Source organism: Alcaligenes sp. WGS1538, assembly GCF_043187505.1.
Lineage (GTDB): Bacteria > Pseudomonadota > Gammaproteobacteria > Burkholderiales > Burkholderiaceae_B > Alcaligenes.
The window spans coordinates 1,450,804-1,467,700 of the sequence record NZ_CP171109.1; the positions used below are offsets into that span (position 1 = coordinate 1,450,804).

Annotated in this window: 17 protein-coding genes; 10 read left to right on the plus strand and 7 right to left on the minus strand. The window is 64.8% G+C overall.

The features are described 5' to 3' along the window. Positions 1 to 57 precede the first annotated feature (57 nt). The 4 genes from ACF3ND_RS06730 to ACF3ND_RS06745 form a co-directional block, all read right to left on the minus strand. The gene (locus tag ACF3ND_RS06730; RefSeq protein WP_394065304.1) at positions 58 to 540 is read right to left on the minus strand and encodes a hypothetical protein; all 483 of its coding nucleotides are present in this window, start codon (positions 538 to 540) and stop codon (positions 58 to 60) included. 119 nt (positions 541 to 659) lie between these two features. Further along, positions 660 to 1,064 (minus strand): NUDIX domain-containing protein, encoded by a 405-nt coding sequence (locus ACF3ND_RS06735; protein WP_394065305.1) that lies wholly within the window; start codon positions 1,062 to 1,064, stop codon positions 660 to 662. 29 nt (positions 1,065 to 1,093) lie between these two features. Next, complete coding sequence (locus ACF3ND_RS06740; RefSeq protein WP_394065306.1) at positions 1,094 to 1,501, minus strand: YbaN family protein; 408 nt, start codon at positions 1,499 to 1,501, stop codon at positions 1,094 to 1,096. Between the two features lie 5 nt (positions 1,502 to 1,506). Further along, the gene (locus tag ACF3ND_RS06745; protein ID WP_394065307.1) at positions 1,507 to 2,097 is read right to left on the minus strand and encodes a peroxidase-related enzyme; all 591 of its coding nucleotides are present in this window, start codon (positions 2,095 to 2,097) and stop codon (positions 1,507 to 1,509) included. Between the two features lie 174 nt (positions 2,098 to 2,271). Between ACF3ND_RS06745 and argG the strand changes: the two genes are divergently transcribed. From argG to ACF3ND_RS06790, 9 genes are all read left to right on the plus strand, one after another. Continuing rightward, the gene (gene argG / locus ACF3ND_RS06750; RefSeq protein WP_394065308.1) at positions 2,272 to 3,609 is read left to right on the plus strand and encodes an argininosuccinate synthase; all 1,338 of its coding nucleotides are present in this window, start codon (positions 2,272 to 2,274) and stop codon (positions 3,607 to 3,609) included. A gap of 161 nt (positions 3,610 to 3,770) precedes the next feature. Next, a complete protein-coding gene (gene frmR, locus ACF3ND_RS06755) occupies positions 3,771 to 4,046 on the plus strand; it encodes a formaldehyde-responsive transcriptional repressor FrmR (RefSeq protein ID WP_394065309.1) in 276 nt (91 codons plus the stop codon). Between the two features lie 66 nt (positions 4,047 to 4,112). Continuing rightward, complete coding sequence (locus tag ACF3ND_RS06760; protein ID WP_394065310.1) at positions 4,113 to 5,225, plus strand: S-(hydroxymethyl)glutathione dehydrogenase/class III alcohol dehydrogenase; 1,113 nt, start codon at positions 4,113 to 4,115, stop codon at positions 5,223 to 5,225. Positions 5,226 to 5,668: 443 nt separating this feature from the next. After that, positions 5,669 to 5,764, plus strand: a complete 96-nt coding sequence (kdpF, locus tag ACF3ND_RS06765) for a K(+)-transporting ATPase subunit F (protein ID WP_394065311.1) — start codon at positions 5,669 to 5,671, stop codon at positions 5,762 to 5,764. 137 nt (positions 5,765 to 5,901) lie between these two features. Next, the gene (gene kdpA, locus ACF3ND_RS06770) at positions 5,902 to 7,605 is read left to right on the plus strand and encodes a potassium-transporting ATPase subunit KdpA (RefSeq protein ID WP_394065312.1); all 1,704 of its coding nucleotides are present in this window, start codon (positions 5,902 to 5,904) and stop codon (positions 7,603 to 7,605) included. Between the two features lie 12 nt (positions 7,606 to 7,617). After that, positions 7,618 to 8,295, plus strand: a complete 678-nt coding sequence (kdpC, locus tag ACF3ND_RS06775; protein WP_394065313.1) for a potassium-transporting ATPase subunit KdpC — start codon at positions 7,618 to 7,620, stop codon at positions 8,293 to 8,295. Positions 8,296 to 8,310: 15 nt separating this feature from the next. Continuing rightward, positions 8,311 to 10,392: a potassium-transporting ATPase subunit KdpB gene (kdpB, locus tag ACF3ND_RS06780; RefSeq protein WP_394065314.1), complete on the plus strand. Its 2,082-nt coding sequence runs from the start codon at positions 8,311 to 8,313 to the stop codon at positions 10,390 to 10,392. Between the two features lie 49 nt (positions 10,393 to 10,441). After that, positions 10,442 to 13,111 carry a DUF4118 domain-containing protein gene (locus ACF3ND_RS06785; protein ID WP_394065315.1) on the plus strand — a complete coding sequence of 890 codons (2,670 nt, stop codon included), beginning with the start codon at positions 10,442 to 10,444 and terminating at the stop codon, positions 13,109 to 13,111. Beyond that, positions 13,108 to 13,839 (plus strand): response regulator, encoded by a 732-nt coding sequence (locus ACF3ND_RS06790; RefSeq protein WP_394065316.1) that lies wholly within the window; start codon positions 13,108 to 13,110, stop codon positions 13,837 to 13,839. The genes ACF3ND_RS06785 and ACF3ND_RS06790 overlap by 4 nt, the downstream gene beginning before the upstream one ends. On the opposite strand, the gene argF is transcribed toward ACF3ND_RS06790, so the two are convergent. After that, entirely contained in the window at positions 13,836 to 14,777 is a 942-nt protein-coding gene (argF, locus tag ACF3ND_RS06795) for an ornithine carbamoyltransferase (RefSeq protein ID WP_394065317.1), read from the minus strand. The two genes, ACF3ND_RS06790 and argF, sit on opposite strands and share 4 nt — an antisense overlap. Positions 14,778 to 15,030: 253 nt before the next feature. On the opposite strand from argF, the gene ACF3ND_RS06800 reads away from it, so the two are divergent. Next, on the plus strand, positions 15,031 to 15,345 hold the full coding sequence (locus ACF3ND_RS06800) for a DUF3579 domain-containing protein (protein ID WP_394065318.1): 315 nt from the start codon (positions 15,031 to 15,033) through the stop codon (positions 15,343 to 15,345). A 49-nt stretch (positions 15,346 to 15,394) separates the two neighbouring features. Here the strand turns inward: ACF3ND_RS06800 and ACF3ND_RS06805 are convergent, their stop codons facing one another. Then, positions 15,395 to 16,342, minus strand: a complete 948-nt coding sequence (locus ACF3ND_RS06805; RefSeq protein ID WP_394065319.1) for a 2-hydroxyacid dehydrogenase — start codon at positions 16,340 to 16,342, stop codon at positions 15,395 to 15,397. Positions 16,343 to 16,618: 276 nt separating this feature from the next. Continuing rightward, positions 16,619 to 16,882 carry a 30S ribosomal protein S20 gene (gene rpsT / locus ACF3ND_RS06810; RefSeq protein WP_394065320.1) on the minus strand — a complete coding sequence of 88 codons (264 nt, stop codon included), beginning with the start codon at positions 16,880 to 16,882 and terminating at the stop codon, positions 16,619 to 16,621. Positions 16,883 to 16,897: the final 15 nt, after the last annotated feature.

A 16,897-nucleotide genomic window follows, 5' to 3' on the forward strand; every position in this document is an offset into this window, starting at 1 on the left:
CGCTCTTTTTTTGCCTTTCTTCAACGCCAAGGACAACGCCGGCCACAGCGTCGTCGTTCAGTTAGGCTTGCCTCCCAGCAGGCTCAGCTGCTGGTTTTCCTGGCGCGCCATCAGGCGGCGCGCCTGTTCTTCATTGATGTTCAGGAACGGGTCGTCCAGCGAAGGCTGTTCGGGGCTGGAGATGCGCTCGGCGATGCGGTTCCAGCGCAGGCCCAGCTTGCTGGGCGTGGCGGGGCGGCGCCGCGTGCGCACCGGCGTTTCATGCTGGTCGGGAGAGTACTGGCTCAGGTCGAACTGGCCGGTGACGATGCCGATCTGCTTGAGCAGGATCATGGCCTGCAAGGGGCTCTTGAAGCTGCGCGGGTCCTTGCTGCGCGCCGTCACCAGCACGGCCTGGCCGGCGCGCGTGGCGATCTGCACGAAAAAATGGTTTCCCTGGCCCTTGATCGACACGCCCAGAATGCCTCCCGCCTGGGTGGCGGCGCGCAATTGCTGCAAAGTGAAAGTGACGACAGCGCCTTGGCTGGGAACAGAGGACATAGATAACCGGCAAATGAAGAAAGCCCGCTTTGCGGGCCGGACTGGGCGTGGAGCCGCGGCCGCCGCACTGGCGGCCAAAGGCCAGTCATTATGCCAAAAAACGCATCGTCACGGGGTGTTCAGACGGCCGCCAGGCGCGGCAGGATGTGTTCTTCCAGCAGCGGGGCCAGGGGCAGTTCGCGGGCCTGGGCCGGGTCGACCCAGCGCGCTTCTTCCAGTTCGGCGGCGGCCTGGATGGCGCGATCCAGCGTCAGGGTGAAGACGTGCGCGTGCACCACATGCCCCGGTTCGTTGGCGGCCGGGCATTCGAAGAAGCCCTCGTAGCGGGCGTGGGCGGTTTCGGAGCCGGCCAGGCCCAGTTCTTCTTCAAGCTCGCGCTGCAGGGCCTGGAGCGGGGTTTCGCCGGCTTCCAGCTTGCCGCCGGCCTGCATGAAATACGGGCTGCCGCGCTTGCGGACCAGCAGGATCTGGCCAGATGGGTTGGTGATGAAGGCGGCGGCCAGCAGGATGACGGGAGCGGACATGGGACTGAACGAGAATTCGAGCAAAAACGCTAGTGTAAATCTTTTTGGATGCGATCCGGCGCGGCGACGGGGCCGCCCGTTTCCAGGGTCTTGCAGCGCAGCAGGTACCAGGTGGCGCCCGCGCCGGGGATCAGCAGCAGCACGCGCAGCCAGCCGGCCTGTTCGGCCAGCCAGGCCGAGAGCGCCAGGGACAGCCACAGCAGCGCCAGGGCGCGCCGCTTGGCCTGCCGGGTCAGGCCGCGGCCGTCCTGCCAGTTGCGCAGGTACGGCCCCAGCCAGCGATGCTCCAGCAGCCACAGATGGAACCGCGGCGAACTGCGCGCAAAGCACCAGCCGGCCAGCAGCACGAAGGGCGTGGTGGGCAGCAAGGGCAGGATGGCGCCGGCCACGGCCAGCGCCACGCACACAAAGCCCGCCGCCAACAGGACGATGCGCATGGACCTCAGCGCGGAACGCGCCCCAGCAGGTGGAATTCATCGTTGCAGCGCATGGACATGAAATTGGCCATGCGGTTGCTCAGGCCGAAAAAGGCGCTGATGGCCGCGATGTCCCAGGCGTCTTCGTCGCTGAAGCCATGGTCGCGCAGGTTCTGGAAGTCGGCCTCGCCCAGCTCCTGCGAGCGTTGCGAGACCGTCATGGCGAAGTCCAGCATGGCCTTCTGGCGCGGGCTGATGTCCGCCTTGCGCCAGTTGATGGCCACCTGGTCGGCGATCAGCGGGTCGCGGGCGCGGATGCGCAGGATGGCGCCGTGGGCGATGACGCAATAGTGGCACTGGTTGGCGGCCGATGTGGCGACCACGATCATTTCGCGCTCGGCCTGGGTGAGTCCGCCGGGCTTGTCCATCAGGGCGTCATGGTAGGCGAAGAAGGCGCGGAATTCGTCGGGACGGTGCGCCAGGGCCAGGAAGACGTTGGGGATGAAGCCGGATTTCTCCTGCACCGCCTCGATGCGGGCGCGGATGTCGTCGGGCAGGTCGGCCAGCGCCGGCACTGGATAGCGGCTGATGGAGGGCAGGGTGGGGGTGTCGGGCATGAGCATTCTCCACGGAAAAGGTGGTTCGCGCGCGCCGGGTGGTCAAATCCCTCCAGGGCGAGGGTGTCCAGTGCCGGTCCTGACGATATAATGACATATTGACCTTGTCCCGGGCAGGGCCGCCACGCGGTCCGGCGGGCGGGCACGTACTTGCACACCACTACTGACTCGATAATGACAACCATCCTCGAATCCATTCCTGTCGGCCAGAAGGTCGGCATCGCCTTTTCCGGCGGCCTGGACACCAGCGCCGCCCTTCTCTGGATGCGTAACAAGGGCGCCATCCCTTACGCCTACACGGCGAACCTGGGCCAGCCCGACGAGCCCGACTACGACGCCATCCCCCGCAAGGCCCAGGAATACGGTGCGAAGGTCGCGCGTCTGATCGATTGCCGCCAGCAACTGGTGGCCGAAGGCATCGCCGCACTGCAGTGCAATGCGTTCCACATCTCCACCGGCGGCGTCACCTATTTCAACACCACGCCCATCGGCCGCGCCGTGACCGGCACCATGCTGGTGGCCGCCATGAAGGAAGACGACGTCCATATCTGGGGCGACGGCAGCACCTACAAGGGCAACGACATCGAGCGCTTCTACCGCTACGGCCTGCTGACCAACCCCGACCTGAAGATCTACAAGCCCTGGCTGGACCAGACCTTCATCGACGAGCTGGGCGGCCGCGCCGAGATGTCCGAGTACATGCGCGAAAACGGCTTCGACTACAAGATGTCGGCCGAAAAAGCCTACTCCACCGACTCCAACATGCTGGGCGCCACCCATGAAGCCAAGGACCTGGAGCACCTGAACGCCGGCATACGCATCGTCAAGCCCATCATGGGCGTGGCCTTCTGGCAGGACGCCGTGGCCGTGCCCGCCGAAGAAGTGCGCGTGCGCTTCGAGGAAGGCCAGCCCGTGGCCCTGAACGGCGTGGAGTACGCCGATCCCGTCGAACTGATGCTGGAAGCCAACCGCATCGGCGGCCGTCATGGCCTGGGCATGAGCGACCAGATCGAGAACCGCATCATCGAAGCCAAGAGCCGCGGCATCTACGAAGCTCCCGGCATGGCGCTGCTGCACATCGCCTACGAACGCCTGGTCACCGGCATCCACAACGAAGACACCATCGAACAGTACCGCATCAACGGCCTGCGCCTGGGCCGCCTGCTCTACCAGGGTCGCTGGTTCGACCCCCAGGCCATCATGCTGCGCGAAACCGCCCAGCGCTGGGTGGCCCGCGCCATCACCGGCGAAGTCACGCTGGAACTGCGCCGCGGCAACGACTATTCCATCCTGGATACCGTCTCGCCCAACCTGACCTACAAGGCCGAGCGTCTGAGCATGGAAAAGGTCGACAGCATGTTCTCGCCGCGCGATCGCATCGGCCAGCTCACCATGCGCAACCTGGATATCGTGGACACCCGCAACAAGCTGTTCACCTATACCCAGACCGGCTTGCTGGCGCCTGCGGCCGGTTCGGCTCTGCCCCAGCTCAAGGATGGCAAGCAGGACTGACCGCCTTGTCGCGATGAAAAAAACCGGGAACGATGTTCCCGGTTTTTTTTTGCATGGCGTCTTGACTCTTTCCGGTGCGCAGCCTGCGTCTAGGGGTTTTCCATATACCCCTGGGCAGTATATTTGATATACTGGGGGCATGTATGTTCAGGGAGCTCTTCGTGCCACACACGCCAGAAGAAAAGAAACGTGTTCTTTCCCGTGTCCGTCGCATACGCGGGCAGCTCGATGCCCTGGAACGGGCGCTGGAGCAGGGGGAAGAGTGCGGGCCCGTGCTGCAACAGATCGCCGCCGTGCGCGGCGCCGTCAATGGACTGATGGCCGGAGTGCTGGAGAGCCATCTGCGCGAGGAGCTCGCTCCACTGGCCAGCGAGGATGATGCCCGGCAATCGTCCGTGGATGACGCCATCGCTCTGGTGCGCGCGTATCTGCGCTGATCCGCCTGGCCGCGGATCGCTTCCTGGACATCTCATTCTTACGCTCACCAACCAAAGGACAGTTACATGAAATCACGCGCAGCCGTCGCCTTCAAAGCTGGAGAACCACTGCAAATCGTCGAGATCGACGTCGCCCCGCCGCAAAAAGGCGAAGTGCTGGTGAAGATCACGCATACGGGCGTCTGCCACACCGACGCCTTCACGCTCAGCGGCGACGACCCTGAAGGCGTTTTTCCCGCCGTGCTGGGCCATGAAGGCGCCGGCATCGTGGTGGAGGTCGGCGAAGGCGTGACCAGCGTCAAGCCCGGCGATCACGTCATCCCGCTGTACACCGCCGAATGCGGCGAATGCCTGTTCTGCAAGAGCGGCAAGACCAATCTGTGCACCGCCGTGCGCGCCACGCAGGGCAAGGGCCTGATGCCCGACGGCACCACCCGCTTTTCCTACAATGGCGAACCCATCTACCACTACATGGGCTGCTCCACCTTCAGCGAATACACCGTGGTGGCCGAAGTTTCGCTGGCCAAGGTCAACCCCGAGGCCAATCCCGAGCATGTCTGCCTGCTGGGCTGCGGCGTGACCACGGGCCTGGGCGCGGTCAAGAATACCGCCAAGGTGCAGGAAGGCGACACCGTGGCCGTGTTCGGCCTGGGCGGGATCGGCCTGGCGGCGATCCAGGGCGCGAAGCTGGCCAAAGCCGGCCGCATCATCGCCATCGATACCAACCCCGCCAAGTTCGAACTCGCTCGCACCTTCGGCGCTACCGATTGCGTCAACCCCAACGATCACGACAAGCCGATCCAGCAAGTGGTCGTGGAGATGACCGGCTGGGGCGTGGACCACAGCTTCGAGTGCATCGGCAACGTCAATGTGATGCGCGCCGCATTGGAAAGCGCTCACCGCGGCTGGGGGCAGAGCGTCATCATCGGCGTGGCCGGCGCGGGGCAGGAGATTTCCACCCGTCCGTTCCAGCTGGTGACGGGCCGCAAGTGGATGGGCACGGCCTTCGGCGGCGTGAAGGGGCGCAGCGAACTGCCCGGCATGGTGGAGGACGCCATGGCCGGCCGCATCCAGCTCGAGCCTTTCGTCACGCATACCATGCCGCTCACGCAGATCAACGAAGCGTTCGATCTGATGCACGAAGGCAAGTCCATTCGTTCGGTCGTGCATTACGCCTGAGATCATGCGCAGCCGGCGGCCGAGGCTCGATGCCGCGGCTGCGCTGCGTGAACGCCCCGGAGCCGACGCGCCCGGGGCGAATCGAAGCCCCCCGGTTCTGGCCGGGGATTTTTTTGCTCAGCGCTGGTTCGAGGGGCGGCTCGAACGCCTGGTCCATCCTTGGCAAACCGGACCAGCCCAAGGCGCATCGACAAGCTGGCCCCGTCGGGCGCGGCGCTCATCCATATGCCGTCTTTATACGCAGGCGTCTAAACACATCTCTGAATTTATACGGGAAATCTTAGACTTTTCACGTCTGCTGCCGGTTTGCGCAGTGTCTGCGCCGTCCGGTCCACCGACGGTCCGGGCGCTCCAGGATCGGCAGTCCTGAAAACTTGAAATTCCGGTTTCCGGCCAGTGCCTGCCTGAGGCGGCCGCCTTCCGGATTCGACTGGGAGTTCTCGATGAATGCCTCATTGACCACCATGCTGGCGGGCGCCGTTTCAGCCTGCCTCTTTGTCTATCTGCTGTATGCCCTGGTGAAGGCTGAAAAGTTTTGATGTCCGGTCCAAGGGACCTTCGCGTTTTTCATAGGTGCATATATGGGTGATCTTGTATTCGTGTCCCTGATATTGATGTTCTTTGCGGCGGCGGTCGGTTTTGCCATCGGTCTCGAGAAAATCTGATGGAGGCCGTCATGCTTGAGGACATTTTTCAATTCGCCGTTATTCTTGCGGTCATGGCGCTGCTGGCCGTGGCGCTAGGCAAATGGATAGCGCATCTTTTCACTAGTCCCCGTCATGGCTTTCTGGAGCGAGGCACTTACCGGATGCTGGGCGTCGATCCGGACGAGAAAATGTCCTGGAAGCGCTACGGCCTGGCCTTGCTGCTGAGCAACGCAGCCATGCTGCTGCTGGGCTATGTGCTGCTGCGCCTGCAGGGCCTGCTGCCCGGCGATACGCTCGCGCGCGCCGCACAGCCGCCTGATCTGGCGTTCAACACGGCGGTGTCCTTTACCACCAATACCAACTGGCAGGCTTATTCAGGCGAATCCAGCCTCTCCAACCTGTCGCAGATGGCCGTGATCACCTTCCTGATGTCGGTCAGCGCGGCCACGGGGCTGGCGGCGGCCGGCGGGTTCATGCGCGGCCTCAGTCGCAAGAGCGCGGCCGACATCGGCAATTACTGGGTGGACTTCACCCGTTCTCTGTATCGCCTGCTCCTGCCCGCCAGCTTTCTGATGGCGCTGGTCTACGTCTGGCAGGGAGTGCCGCAGACGCTGGACGCGCAGATCGTGGCGGACACGTTGGAAGGTGCCAGGCAGCAGATCATTCTGGGCCCTGTCGCCAGCCTGGAGAGCATCAAGCACATAGGCACCAACGGCGGCGGCTTCTTCGGCACGAATGCCGCGCACCCCTTCGAGAATCCGACCCCGCTCACCAATACGCTGCACATGCTCGGCATGTTGCTGGTGCCCTCCGCCCTGACCTATGCCTTCGGCGCGATGGTGCGGCGCAGGAGCCAGGGCAGGGCATTGTTCGCCGCCTTTGTCGTGATGTTCATCGGATTTCTGTGGCTGGCCTACAGCGCCGAGCAGGCCGGCAATCCCTTGCTGTCGTCCCTGGGAGTGGATCAGAGGCCGAGCGCCGTGCAGGGCGGGGGCAATATGGAAGGCAAGGAAGTGAGGTTCGGCATCGCGCAAAGCAGCATGTTCGCCACCGTGACCACGGCGGCCACGACCGGCTCGGTGGACGCCATGCATTCTTCGCTGACGCCGCTCGGCGGCCTGGTTCCGATGGCGCAGATGATGCTGAACAATGTGTTCGGCGGCATAGGCGTCGGGTTCATCAGCCTGGTCAGCTACGCCATTCTGACGGTTTTCCTGGTGGGCATGATGATAGGGCGCACGCCGGAGTTCCTGGGCAAGAAAGTCGAGGCGCGCGAGATGAAGTACGTGATGCTGGCCCTGCTTGCGCATTCGTTCAGCATTCTGGGCTTTACAGCGCTCGCCAGCCTGATGCCGGCGACCCTGGACAGCCTATCCAGCCTGGGGCCGCACGGCTTCAGCGAAGTGCTGTACGCCTATGCGTCGGGCACGGCCAACAACGGTTCGGCGTTCGCGGGTTTCAATGCCAATACCCCATTCTTCAATACAAGCATAGGCTTGGCCATGCTGATCGGCCGTTACCTGACCTTGCTGCCCATGCTGGCCGTCGCGGGCGTCATGGCGGCCAAGAAAACCATTCCCGAGGGGCCGGGCACCTTGTCGACCTCCTCGGCGCTGTTCACCGGCTTGCTGATCTTCGTGGTCCTGGTGGTTGGCGGGCTGACCTTCATGCCGGCGCTCGCGCTCGGCCCGATTGTCGAACATCTGCTGATGCTCGACGGAACAAGTTTCTGAGGTGCGAATTTCATGTCGACCAGCATTATTTCCGCTGCGGGCAGCTCATCGCCATCATTTTTCAAGAGCCTGGCCCGGCCCGTGATCGTTTCGGCCGTCTTTTTCATGCTGCTCGCGGGGGTCGCATACCCGCTCGCCACGACAGGGGTCGGCGTCGCCCTTTTTCCGGATCAGGCTCAGGGCAGCCTGGTCGTGAAGGACGGCAAGGTGGCGGGGTCCCGCCTGATCGGCCAGCACTTCACCGGGCCGGAGTATTTCCACGGCCGACCCAGCGCGACCATGGGCGCCGCCCCGGACGACCCGTCCCGCGCCGCCGCCCAGCCCTACAACGCCGCAGCCGGCGCGGCGAGCAATCAGGGCGTGCTCAGCAGGCAGCTGCGCGACGCCGTGGCCGAGCGCACCCTGGCCTACCGGAAGATGAACGGCCTGGCGGCCGACGCCCTCGTTCCCGTCGATGCGGTGACGGCCTCGGCGTCGGGCCTGGATCCTCATATTTCGGTCGCCAACGCGCAATTGCAGGCGCCGCGCGTCGCCAGGGCCCGGGGCGTGCCGGTGGAACAGGTGCGGCTGCTCATGGATAGATACACCAGCCCGCGCCAGCTAGGCGTGCTGGGTGATCCGCGGGTCCACGTGCTGGAACTCAATCTCGCGCTTGATCTGGCCGTCCCCGCTCGGCCCGAAGCGCGTTAAGGCAGAGAGGTCGCCATGTCCTTCATCGATATGAAAACGCGACAAGACGCCGCTGTTTCCGAAGCCCCCGGACCTCTTGCCTGGCGGGCGCTGTGCGCCGCCGCCTTCAGGAAGCTGTCGCCGCGCGTGCAGATCGGCAATCCGGTGATGTTCGTCGTCTACCTGGGCAGCATCGTCTCCACCTTGCTGGGCGTCCAGGCGCTGCTCGGCCAGGGCGAGGCCCCGGCCGGCTTCATCCTGGCGGTAGCGGCCTGGCTCTGGTTCACGGTGCTTTTTGCCAATGCCGCCGAAGCCGTGGCCGAAGGCCGGGGCAAGGCGCAGGCGGACGCGCTGCGCGCCACGCGCCAGCGAGTGCTGGCGCGGGTGCTCAAAGAGCCCAGGCGCGACAGCCCCTCCTGGCCTGTGCCCAGCGACGAACTGGTGGTGGGCGCCTATGTGCGGGTGGATGCCGGCGAGCTCATTCCGGCCGATGGCGAGGTGCTGCAGGGCGCAGCGTCCGTGGATGAATCGGCGATCACCGGCGAATCGGCCCCCGTGATCCGCGAGTCGGGAGGCGATTTCTGCTCGGTCACGGGCGGCACCCGCGTCTTGTCCGACTGGATCGTGATGCGCGTCACGGCCCGGCCCGGCGAGGCCTTCCTCGATCGCATGATCGCCATGGTGGAAGGCGCCAAACGGGGCAAGACGCCCAATGAAGTCGCGCTGAACATCCTGCTGGTCGCGCTGACCCTGGTGTTTTTGCTGGTGTGCGTGACGCTGCTGCCGTTTTCCCGCTTTGCCACCCTGGTGACCGGAGCAGGCTCGCCGGTGACGATCACGGCCTTGATCGCCTTGCTCGTCTGTCTGATTCCGACCACCATCGGCGCGCTGCTGTCGGCCGTCGGCGTTGCGGGCATGAGCCGCATGATGAAGGCCAATGTGCTCGCCACCTCCGGCCGCGCCATCGAGGCTGCGGGCGATGTCGATGTGCTGCTGCTGGACAAGACGGGGACCATCACGCTGGGCAACCGGGAGGCCTCGGCATTCATCCCCGCTCCGGGCGTGACGGAACAGGGGCTGGCAGATGCGGCGCAGCTCGCCTCGCTGGCGGACGAGACGCCGGAGGGGCGCTCGATCGTCGTGCTGGCCAAGCGCAGATTCAACCTGCGGGGGCGCGAACTGCACGGCGCCCGGACGGTCGCATTCAGCGCGCATACCCGGATGAGCGGCATCGATATCGGCGGGCGCCGGATCCGCAAAGGCGCGGCCAGCGCCATCCGTTCGCATGTGCAATCGCTGGGCGGCGTGTTTCCCGACGAGCTGGACAGACTCGTCGACGAGGTCGCCAGGCGCGGGAGCACGCCGCTGGTCGTGGCGGACGGCAATATGGCGCTTGGCGTGGTCGAACTGAAAGATATCGTGAAAGGCGGCATCAAGGAGCGTTTTGCCGAGCTGCGCGCAATGGGCATCAAGACCGTCATGATCACTGGCGACAACAAGCTCACGGCTGCGGCGATCGCGGCCGAGGCGGGCGTGGATGACTATCTGGCGGAGGCCACGCCGCAGGACAAGCTGCAGCTGATCCGCCGCTACCAGGAGCAGGGGCATCTGGTCGCGATGACCGGCGACGGCACCAATGACGCGCCCGCGCTTGCGCAGGCCGATGTCGCCGTCGCGATGAACAGCGGCACCCAGGCGGCCAAGGAAGCCGGCAACATGGTGGACCTGGACAGCAGTCCGACTAAGCTGCTGCGCGTGGTCGAAGTCGGCAAGCAGATGATCATGACGCGCGGCGCCCTGACGACCTTCAGCGTCGCCAATGACCTGGCCAAGTATTTCGCCATCATCCCGGCGGCGTTCGTGGCCACCTATCCGGCGCTGCAGGCGCTGAACATCATGCAGCTGCACAGCCCGGCTACCGCCATTCTGTCCGCCGTGATCTTCAACGCCCTGATCATTGTCGCCCTGATTCCGCTTGCCCTGCGCGGGGTGAAGTACAGGGCGGAACCGGCAAGCCGCCTGCTGCGGCGCAATCTGCTCATCTACGGGGCGGGCGGGCTTGTCGCCCCGTTCGCGGGCATCAAGCTGATCGACATGCTCTTGACGCCTTTCTTCTGATGAGAGCGTAATATCGAGGCCAACTTTCCTGAAAGGAGCACGGGAGCAGATGATGATCGAGGAGCGGCCTGATCCGGACGCACTTTTGAAGATCGTGGGCGATGACCCGCATCGGCCCCGCCGGGGCCAGCTCAAGATATTCTTCGGTGCCTGCGCCGGCGTGGGCAAGACTTGCGCCATGCTCAAGGCGGCGCACCAGCAGCAGGCGGACGGCGTGGCCGTCGCCATAGGCATCGTCGAAACCCATGGGCGCCAGGAAACGCTGGCGCTGGCCCAGGGGCTGCCTGTGCTGCCGCGCCAGGAGCGCGTGCGCAACGGCCGCGTGCAGGCCGAGTTCGACCTGGACGGTGCGCTCGCCTCGGGCTGTCGGCTGCTGGTGGTCGACGAGCTCGCCCACTCGAATGCCGCGGGCAGCCGCCATGCCAAGCGATGGCAGGATGTCGAGGAGCTGCTGGACGCCGGCATCGATGTCTACACGGCCTTGAACGTGCAGCATCTGGACAGCCTGAACGACGTGGTGGGAAGCATCGTGGGGGTGCGCGTCCGGGAAACGGTGCCTGACCGGGTCTTTGACCGGGCGGCCGATGTGGTGCTGGTCGATCTTCCGCCCGACGATCTGCTGGAGCGGCTGAATTCGGGCAAGGTCTACCTGCCTTCGTCGATGGCCCAGGCGCGCCGGAATTTCTTTCGGCGCGGCAATCTCATCGCACTTCGCGAACTGGCCCTGCGCCGCATGGCGGACAGGGTCAACGCGGATGTCCGCGTGTACCGGATCTCGCATGCGATCCGCACGGTCTGGCCCACGCGCGAGCTGCTGATGGTGTGCGTCAGCGCGGAAGGCGGCCAGGACGCCTTGATCAGGGAGGGGGCCAGGCTCGCCCAGCAGCTGCAGGCCCAATGGATTGTCCTGCATGTGGATCAGCCCCATGAAAGCGCCAGGCCCGAGGCGCAGGAGGCGCTGGCGCGCCTGGCCGCCAGCGCGCAGCATGCCGGGGCCGAGTTCGTCAATATCGCCGGCCTGGAGGTGGCGCGCACGATTCTGGCCTATGCGCGCCAGCGCAATGCAACCAAGCTCATCCTGGGTGCAGGCGGGGCGCGGTCTGGCTTTTCGTTTCAGCCCCGCCTGGCCGAGCGGATCGCCCGCACCAGTCCCGAGATGGGCCTGGTACTGCTGCGCACCGACTCAGGTCGACGACCGCCGCGGCGCCCTTGGAGTCTTTGGCCCAAGGGGCAGGGCGGCGCGCTGGCGGCCGCCACGGCCGTCTGCGTCGCCACCGCTCTGGTGGCTGCACAGTTGCTCGGCGTCTTTGACCTGTCGAATGTGGTCATGCTGTTTCTGATCACCGTGGTATTCATCGCCCTGCGTCTGGGCCGCCTTGCCGGGATGTGGGCGTCTTTGCTGTCCGTGGCCTTCTTCGATTTCTTCTTCGTCGAGCCGCGGTTTTCGTTTTCGGTCACCGACACTCAGTATGTCTTCACCTTCGGGGTGATGCTGTCCGTGGCGCTCATCATAGGCCAGCTTGCGGCCAGGCTGCAGGCGGAAGCCCGCATGGCGCGGGACGGCGAGCGCCGCGCGAATGCGCTGGCGCGCGTGACGCGCGAACTGGCCGGCTCGATTGCGCTCGAGCAGGTGGTCGCCGTGTGCCGGGACACGATAGAGCCGCTGTTCGAGACGCCCGTCGTCCTGATCGTCCCGGACGAAAAGGGGCGGCTCGTGGCCACGCGCTGCGCGGACTTCGTGGAGCTGTCGGTCGCGCAATGGGCTTTCGATCATGTGGAGCAGGCCGGGCACGGTACGCAGACGCTCAATGGCGCTCTTGCGCTCTATCTGCCCTTGAAGGGGCCCATGGCCCCGCGCGGCGTGCTGGCGATCCGGCCGTCCGGGGCCGCCTCGTTCGGCGCGCCGGGCACCCGGCGCTTGCTGGATGCCTGCTGCTTCACCATCGCCCAAGCGCTGGAGCGCATCCATTATGTGGAAGTCGCCCAGGACACGGTGGTCCGCATGGAAGGCGAGAAGATGCGCAATACGCTCTTGTCGGCCGTATCGCACGATCTCCGGACGCCGTTGACGGCGATCCGCGGCCTGGCCGAAACCCTGGAGCATCCCAATGGGCTGGCAGAGGTCGAACGCATCGACATCGCCCGATCCATCCGCATCGAAGCGGACGAGTTGCGTCGCCAGGTGTCCAATCTGCTGGATCTGGCCCGCATGCAGCACGAAGGGGTGAAGCTGCACAAAGAATGGCATGCGCCGGGCGAAATCGTCGGGGCCGCGCTGGCGCGCTGTGCGGCGGCCTTGTCGCCCCGGTCGGTACTGACGGATGTCCCGCCGGATCTGCCGCTGGTCGAGACGGATGCCGTGCTCATGGAGCGGGTGCTCGCCAATCTGCTCGACAATGCCGCCAAGTACACGCCCCCGACCAGCACCATTACGGTGCGCTGCCTGTGCTCGGGCGATTCCATGTATCTGCTGATCGGCGACGATGGCCCCGGCCTGCCGGCCGGCGATCCTGAACGGCTGTTCGAGTCGTTCAGCCGCGGGCAGAAAGAGTCTTCCACTGCCGGGGTCGGTCTGGGACTGGGATTGTGCCGTACCATTGTCGCTGCGCATGGCGGCGCCATCTGCGCCAAGCCGCGCCAGCCTCAGGGCGCCATTTTTGAAATCCGCCTGCCCTGGCGCGCCGCACCCAAGATAGACATCGACCAGGCCCAAGCATGAACAAGCCGAAGATATTGATTGTCGAGGACGAACCGAACATCAGGCGTTTCGTCCGCATTGCCCTGGAGCGGGAGGAGATGACGGTCTGCGAGGTCGCTTCGGTTGAGCAGGCGAGGGTGGATGCCGCCACGCGCAGACCCGACCTGCTCATCGTGGATCTGGGGCTGCCCGATGGCGACGGCAAGGAGTTGATCCGCGAGCTGCGCGGCTGGATGTCGGCGCCGATCCTGGTCCTGTCCGCCCGGGAGCGCGAAGAGGAAAAGGTGGAGACGCTGAATGCGGGCGCAGACGACTATCTGGTCAAGCCCTTCGGCGTGCCTGAGCTGCTGGCCAGAATCCGCGCGCTCTTGCGTCGCTCGCAGCAGTTCTTCCAGTCGCAGGCCGCTTCGTCCCGGGTCAGGTTCGGCCAGGTGACGGTTGATCTTTCCACGCATGAAGTCATGCGCGGCGATGAGGCGGTGCATTTGACGCCGATCGAATTCCGCCTCCTGGGAGCGTTGATCCGGGGGCATGGGAAGGTGCTGACCCATCAGCATCTGCTGCATGAAACCTGGGGGGCATCCTATTCGGACAGGCCCCATTATCTGCGCGTCTACATGATGCAGCTGCGGCAGAAACTCGAGGATGACGCCTCGCAGCCCAGGCATCTGCTGACCGAACTGCAGGTCGGCTACCGGCTTTCGGGCGTGATGGTGGAGGGCGGGGCCGCCCAGGCCGGTCCGTCCTAACTTTGCTGGCGGCCCAGGATCAGGAATTCCATCAGGGCTTTCTGTACGTGCAGGCGGTTTTCGGCCTCGTCCCAGACCACGCTTTGCGGCCCGTCGATGACCTCTCCGGTGACTTCCTCGCCGCGATGCGCGGGCAGGCAGTGCATGAAGATGGCCGAAGGGTCGGCCGCGGCCATCATTTCCTCGTCCACGCACCAGTCGGCGAAGGCCTTGCGGCGTTCTTCGTTTTCAGCTTCGTAGCCCATGCTGGTCCAGACGTCTGTGGTGACCAGGTGCGCGCCCTTGCAGGCCTGCAGCGGATCGTCGAACTCCTGCAGTACGGAGGGGGCGGGATTGCCGGTGCGGGCCGGTTCCAGGCGGTAGCCGTTGGGGGCCGAGACGTGCAAGGTGAAGCCGAGGATTTCGGCGGCCTGCAGCCAGGTGTAGGCCATATTGTTGGCGTCGCCGATCCAGGCCACCGTCTTGCCGCGAATGTCGCCGCGGTGCTCGATGAAGGTGAAAATGTCCGCCAGGATCTGGCAGGGATGGAATTCATTGGTCAGACCGTTGATGACGGGCACGCGCGAATGGGAGGCGAAGCGTTCCAGGCGGGTCTGCTCGAAGGTGCGGATCATGACGATGTCCACCATGCGCGAGACCACGCGGGCGGTGTCTTCGATGGGCTCGGAGCGGCCCAGCTGCGAATCGGTGGTGGTCAGATGGATGACGGAGCCGCCCAGCTGGTACATGCCGGCTTCGAAGGACACGCGGGTGCGGGTGCTGGCTTTTTCGAACACCATGGCCAGGGTGCGGTCGTGCAGCGTGTGATGCGGCTGGTAGCGCTTGAACTTGTCCTTGATCAGGCGAGCACGTTCCAGCACATACAAAATTTCTTCGTGAGAAAAGTCGCGAAACTGCAGAAAGTGCCGAAGCGGCCCTGCTTGCACGGTGGCATCCATAAAGAATCCTGCGTAAAAGAAAAACATCTTACCCTGTCCCGGCTGTTAGAGCAAAGTCGGGGCTGTTCCCCGCTTTTGGGCCCGGCTTGGCGGCAGGCGGGCAAAAAGAAGGCTCGGGCCCGCTTGAACGCCGCTTGTCAAGCGGCTTAATTTGGGAGTGGAAAGCATACGGGCCCGTCCGATCGGATACAATGCGGGGCGGGGGAAAAAACGGCGCAGCCTATCCGGCGGGCGCGATCAGTCTTTAATTGTTATGACAGAGCCAGTTAAGCAACTTGTAATCCATGGCGTGACCCGGCAGGACCAGCGTTTCCGTCCCAGCGACTGGGCAGAGCGCCTGGCCGGGGTGATGTCCCAGTTCCGTCCGGCGGGCGCGGCCGGCGGTCACCTGACCTACTCCCCTTATGTGGTGCCTCGCCTGATCGACGGGGTGCGCTGCGTGGTGGTGGACGCCCGCCTGCGCGAACTCGAACCGCTGGCCTGGAAGTTCGTGTGCGGATTTGCCCAGGACAACAACCTGAAAACCAGCGGCATCGATCCCGCCGACATGAGCAAGACCGAGTCCTGATCTGCAAGCAAGCCCTGTCCGTGACAGGGTTTTTTTTATTCCGCCGGCCTTACTCGTGGAAAGCGACCGGGGTCAGCAGGGAGCCGGTCCGCTGGAAATGCAGGATATTGTCCAGGGTCAGGCGCAGCATGGCGTCGCGCGTTTCGCGGGTGGCGCTGGCCACATGCGGCGTCAGCACCGCCTGGTCCAGGCGCGCCAGTTCTTCGGGTACGCCTGGCTCGCTTTCGAAGACGTCCAGCCCCGCGCCGCCCAGCCGGCCTTCCTGCAGCGCCTTGACCAGTGCGCGTTCGTCCACCACGCTGCCGCGCGAGATGTTGATGAGGATGCCCTGCGGGCCCAGGGCGTCCATGACGGCGCGATTGATCAGGCCGCGCGTCTCGTCGCCCCCGACGGCCGCGATCACCAGGATGTCCGCCCAGTGGGCCAGTTCGATCAGCGAGGGCTCGTAATGCCAGTCCACATCCTTGCGGGGCCGCCGATTGTGGTAGCGCAGCTCCATGTCGAAGCCGCCGGCCCGGCGCGCGATGACCTGGCCGATGCGGCCCAGCCCGACGATGCCCAGCTTCTTGCCGCTGACGCGCATAGCGAGCGGAAAGCTGTTGGCCTGGCGCCATTGGCCGGCGCGCACGTAGCGGTCGGCTTCGCTGACCCGACGCGCCGTGTCCAGCATCAGGGCCCAGGCCATGTCGGCCACGCAGTCATTGAGCACGTCGGGCGTGTTGCTGACGGCAATGCCGCGCTGGTGCGCATGGCGGCGGTCGATGGCGTCGTAGCCCACGCCTATGCTGCAGATGGCCTTGAGCGCGGGCAACTGGTCCATAAGGGCGGCGGTGATGGGTGTCATGGCGCTTGCCAGTATGATCTGGACGCGCCGGGCAAGGCCGGAAGGAAGCTGGCCCGGATCGCTGACCTGGACCCGTTCATAGTGTTCGTCCACACGCTGCAGGGCAGGGTGGTCAGCCAGAGGGACAAGCTGGAGCAGAACAGGTCGAGTCATGGTATTTAACGCAGGCGCATTCAAAACCATAACTTAGCATGTTTGCCTTGCAGGGCAAGGCATGGCTTTGCGTTCCGGCGCACGGGTGGCCATGGCGTTGAATACGCCGTATTCCGGTGCTGCGGGATATGTCCGCACGGGCCCGCGCCTGGAAGGGGACGCCGGCCTCGCAAGGCGAGGCGATGGTTTTTCGGCCAATGAAAAAGGGGTGCCTGGCACCCCTTTTTGTCTGGTTTTTTAGGCCAGGGCCGATTAAACCATTAAAACCGTCTGCGATCAGGCAAGAGCCTTGATGGCGGCGGACAGGCGGCTCTTGTGGCGAGCGGCCTTGTTCTTGTGGATGATGTTCTTGTCAGCCACGCGATCGATGATGCTGGTGGCCTTGCGGAAGACTTCGTTGGCAGCTGCCTTGTCGCCGGCGTCGATGGCCTGGCGAACACGCTTGATCGCGGTACGCAGCATGGAACGGATGCTGGCGTTGTGTTTGTTGCGGGCCACTGCTTGGCGGGCGCGCTTGCGAGCTTGTGCGGAATTAGCCATATGTATTTACTAAGT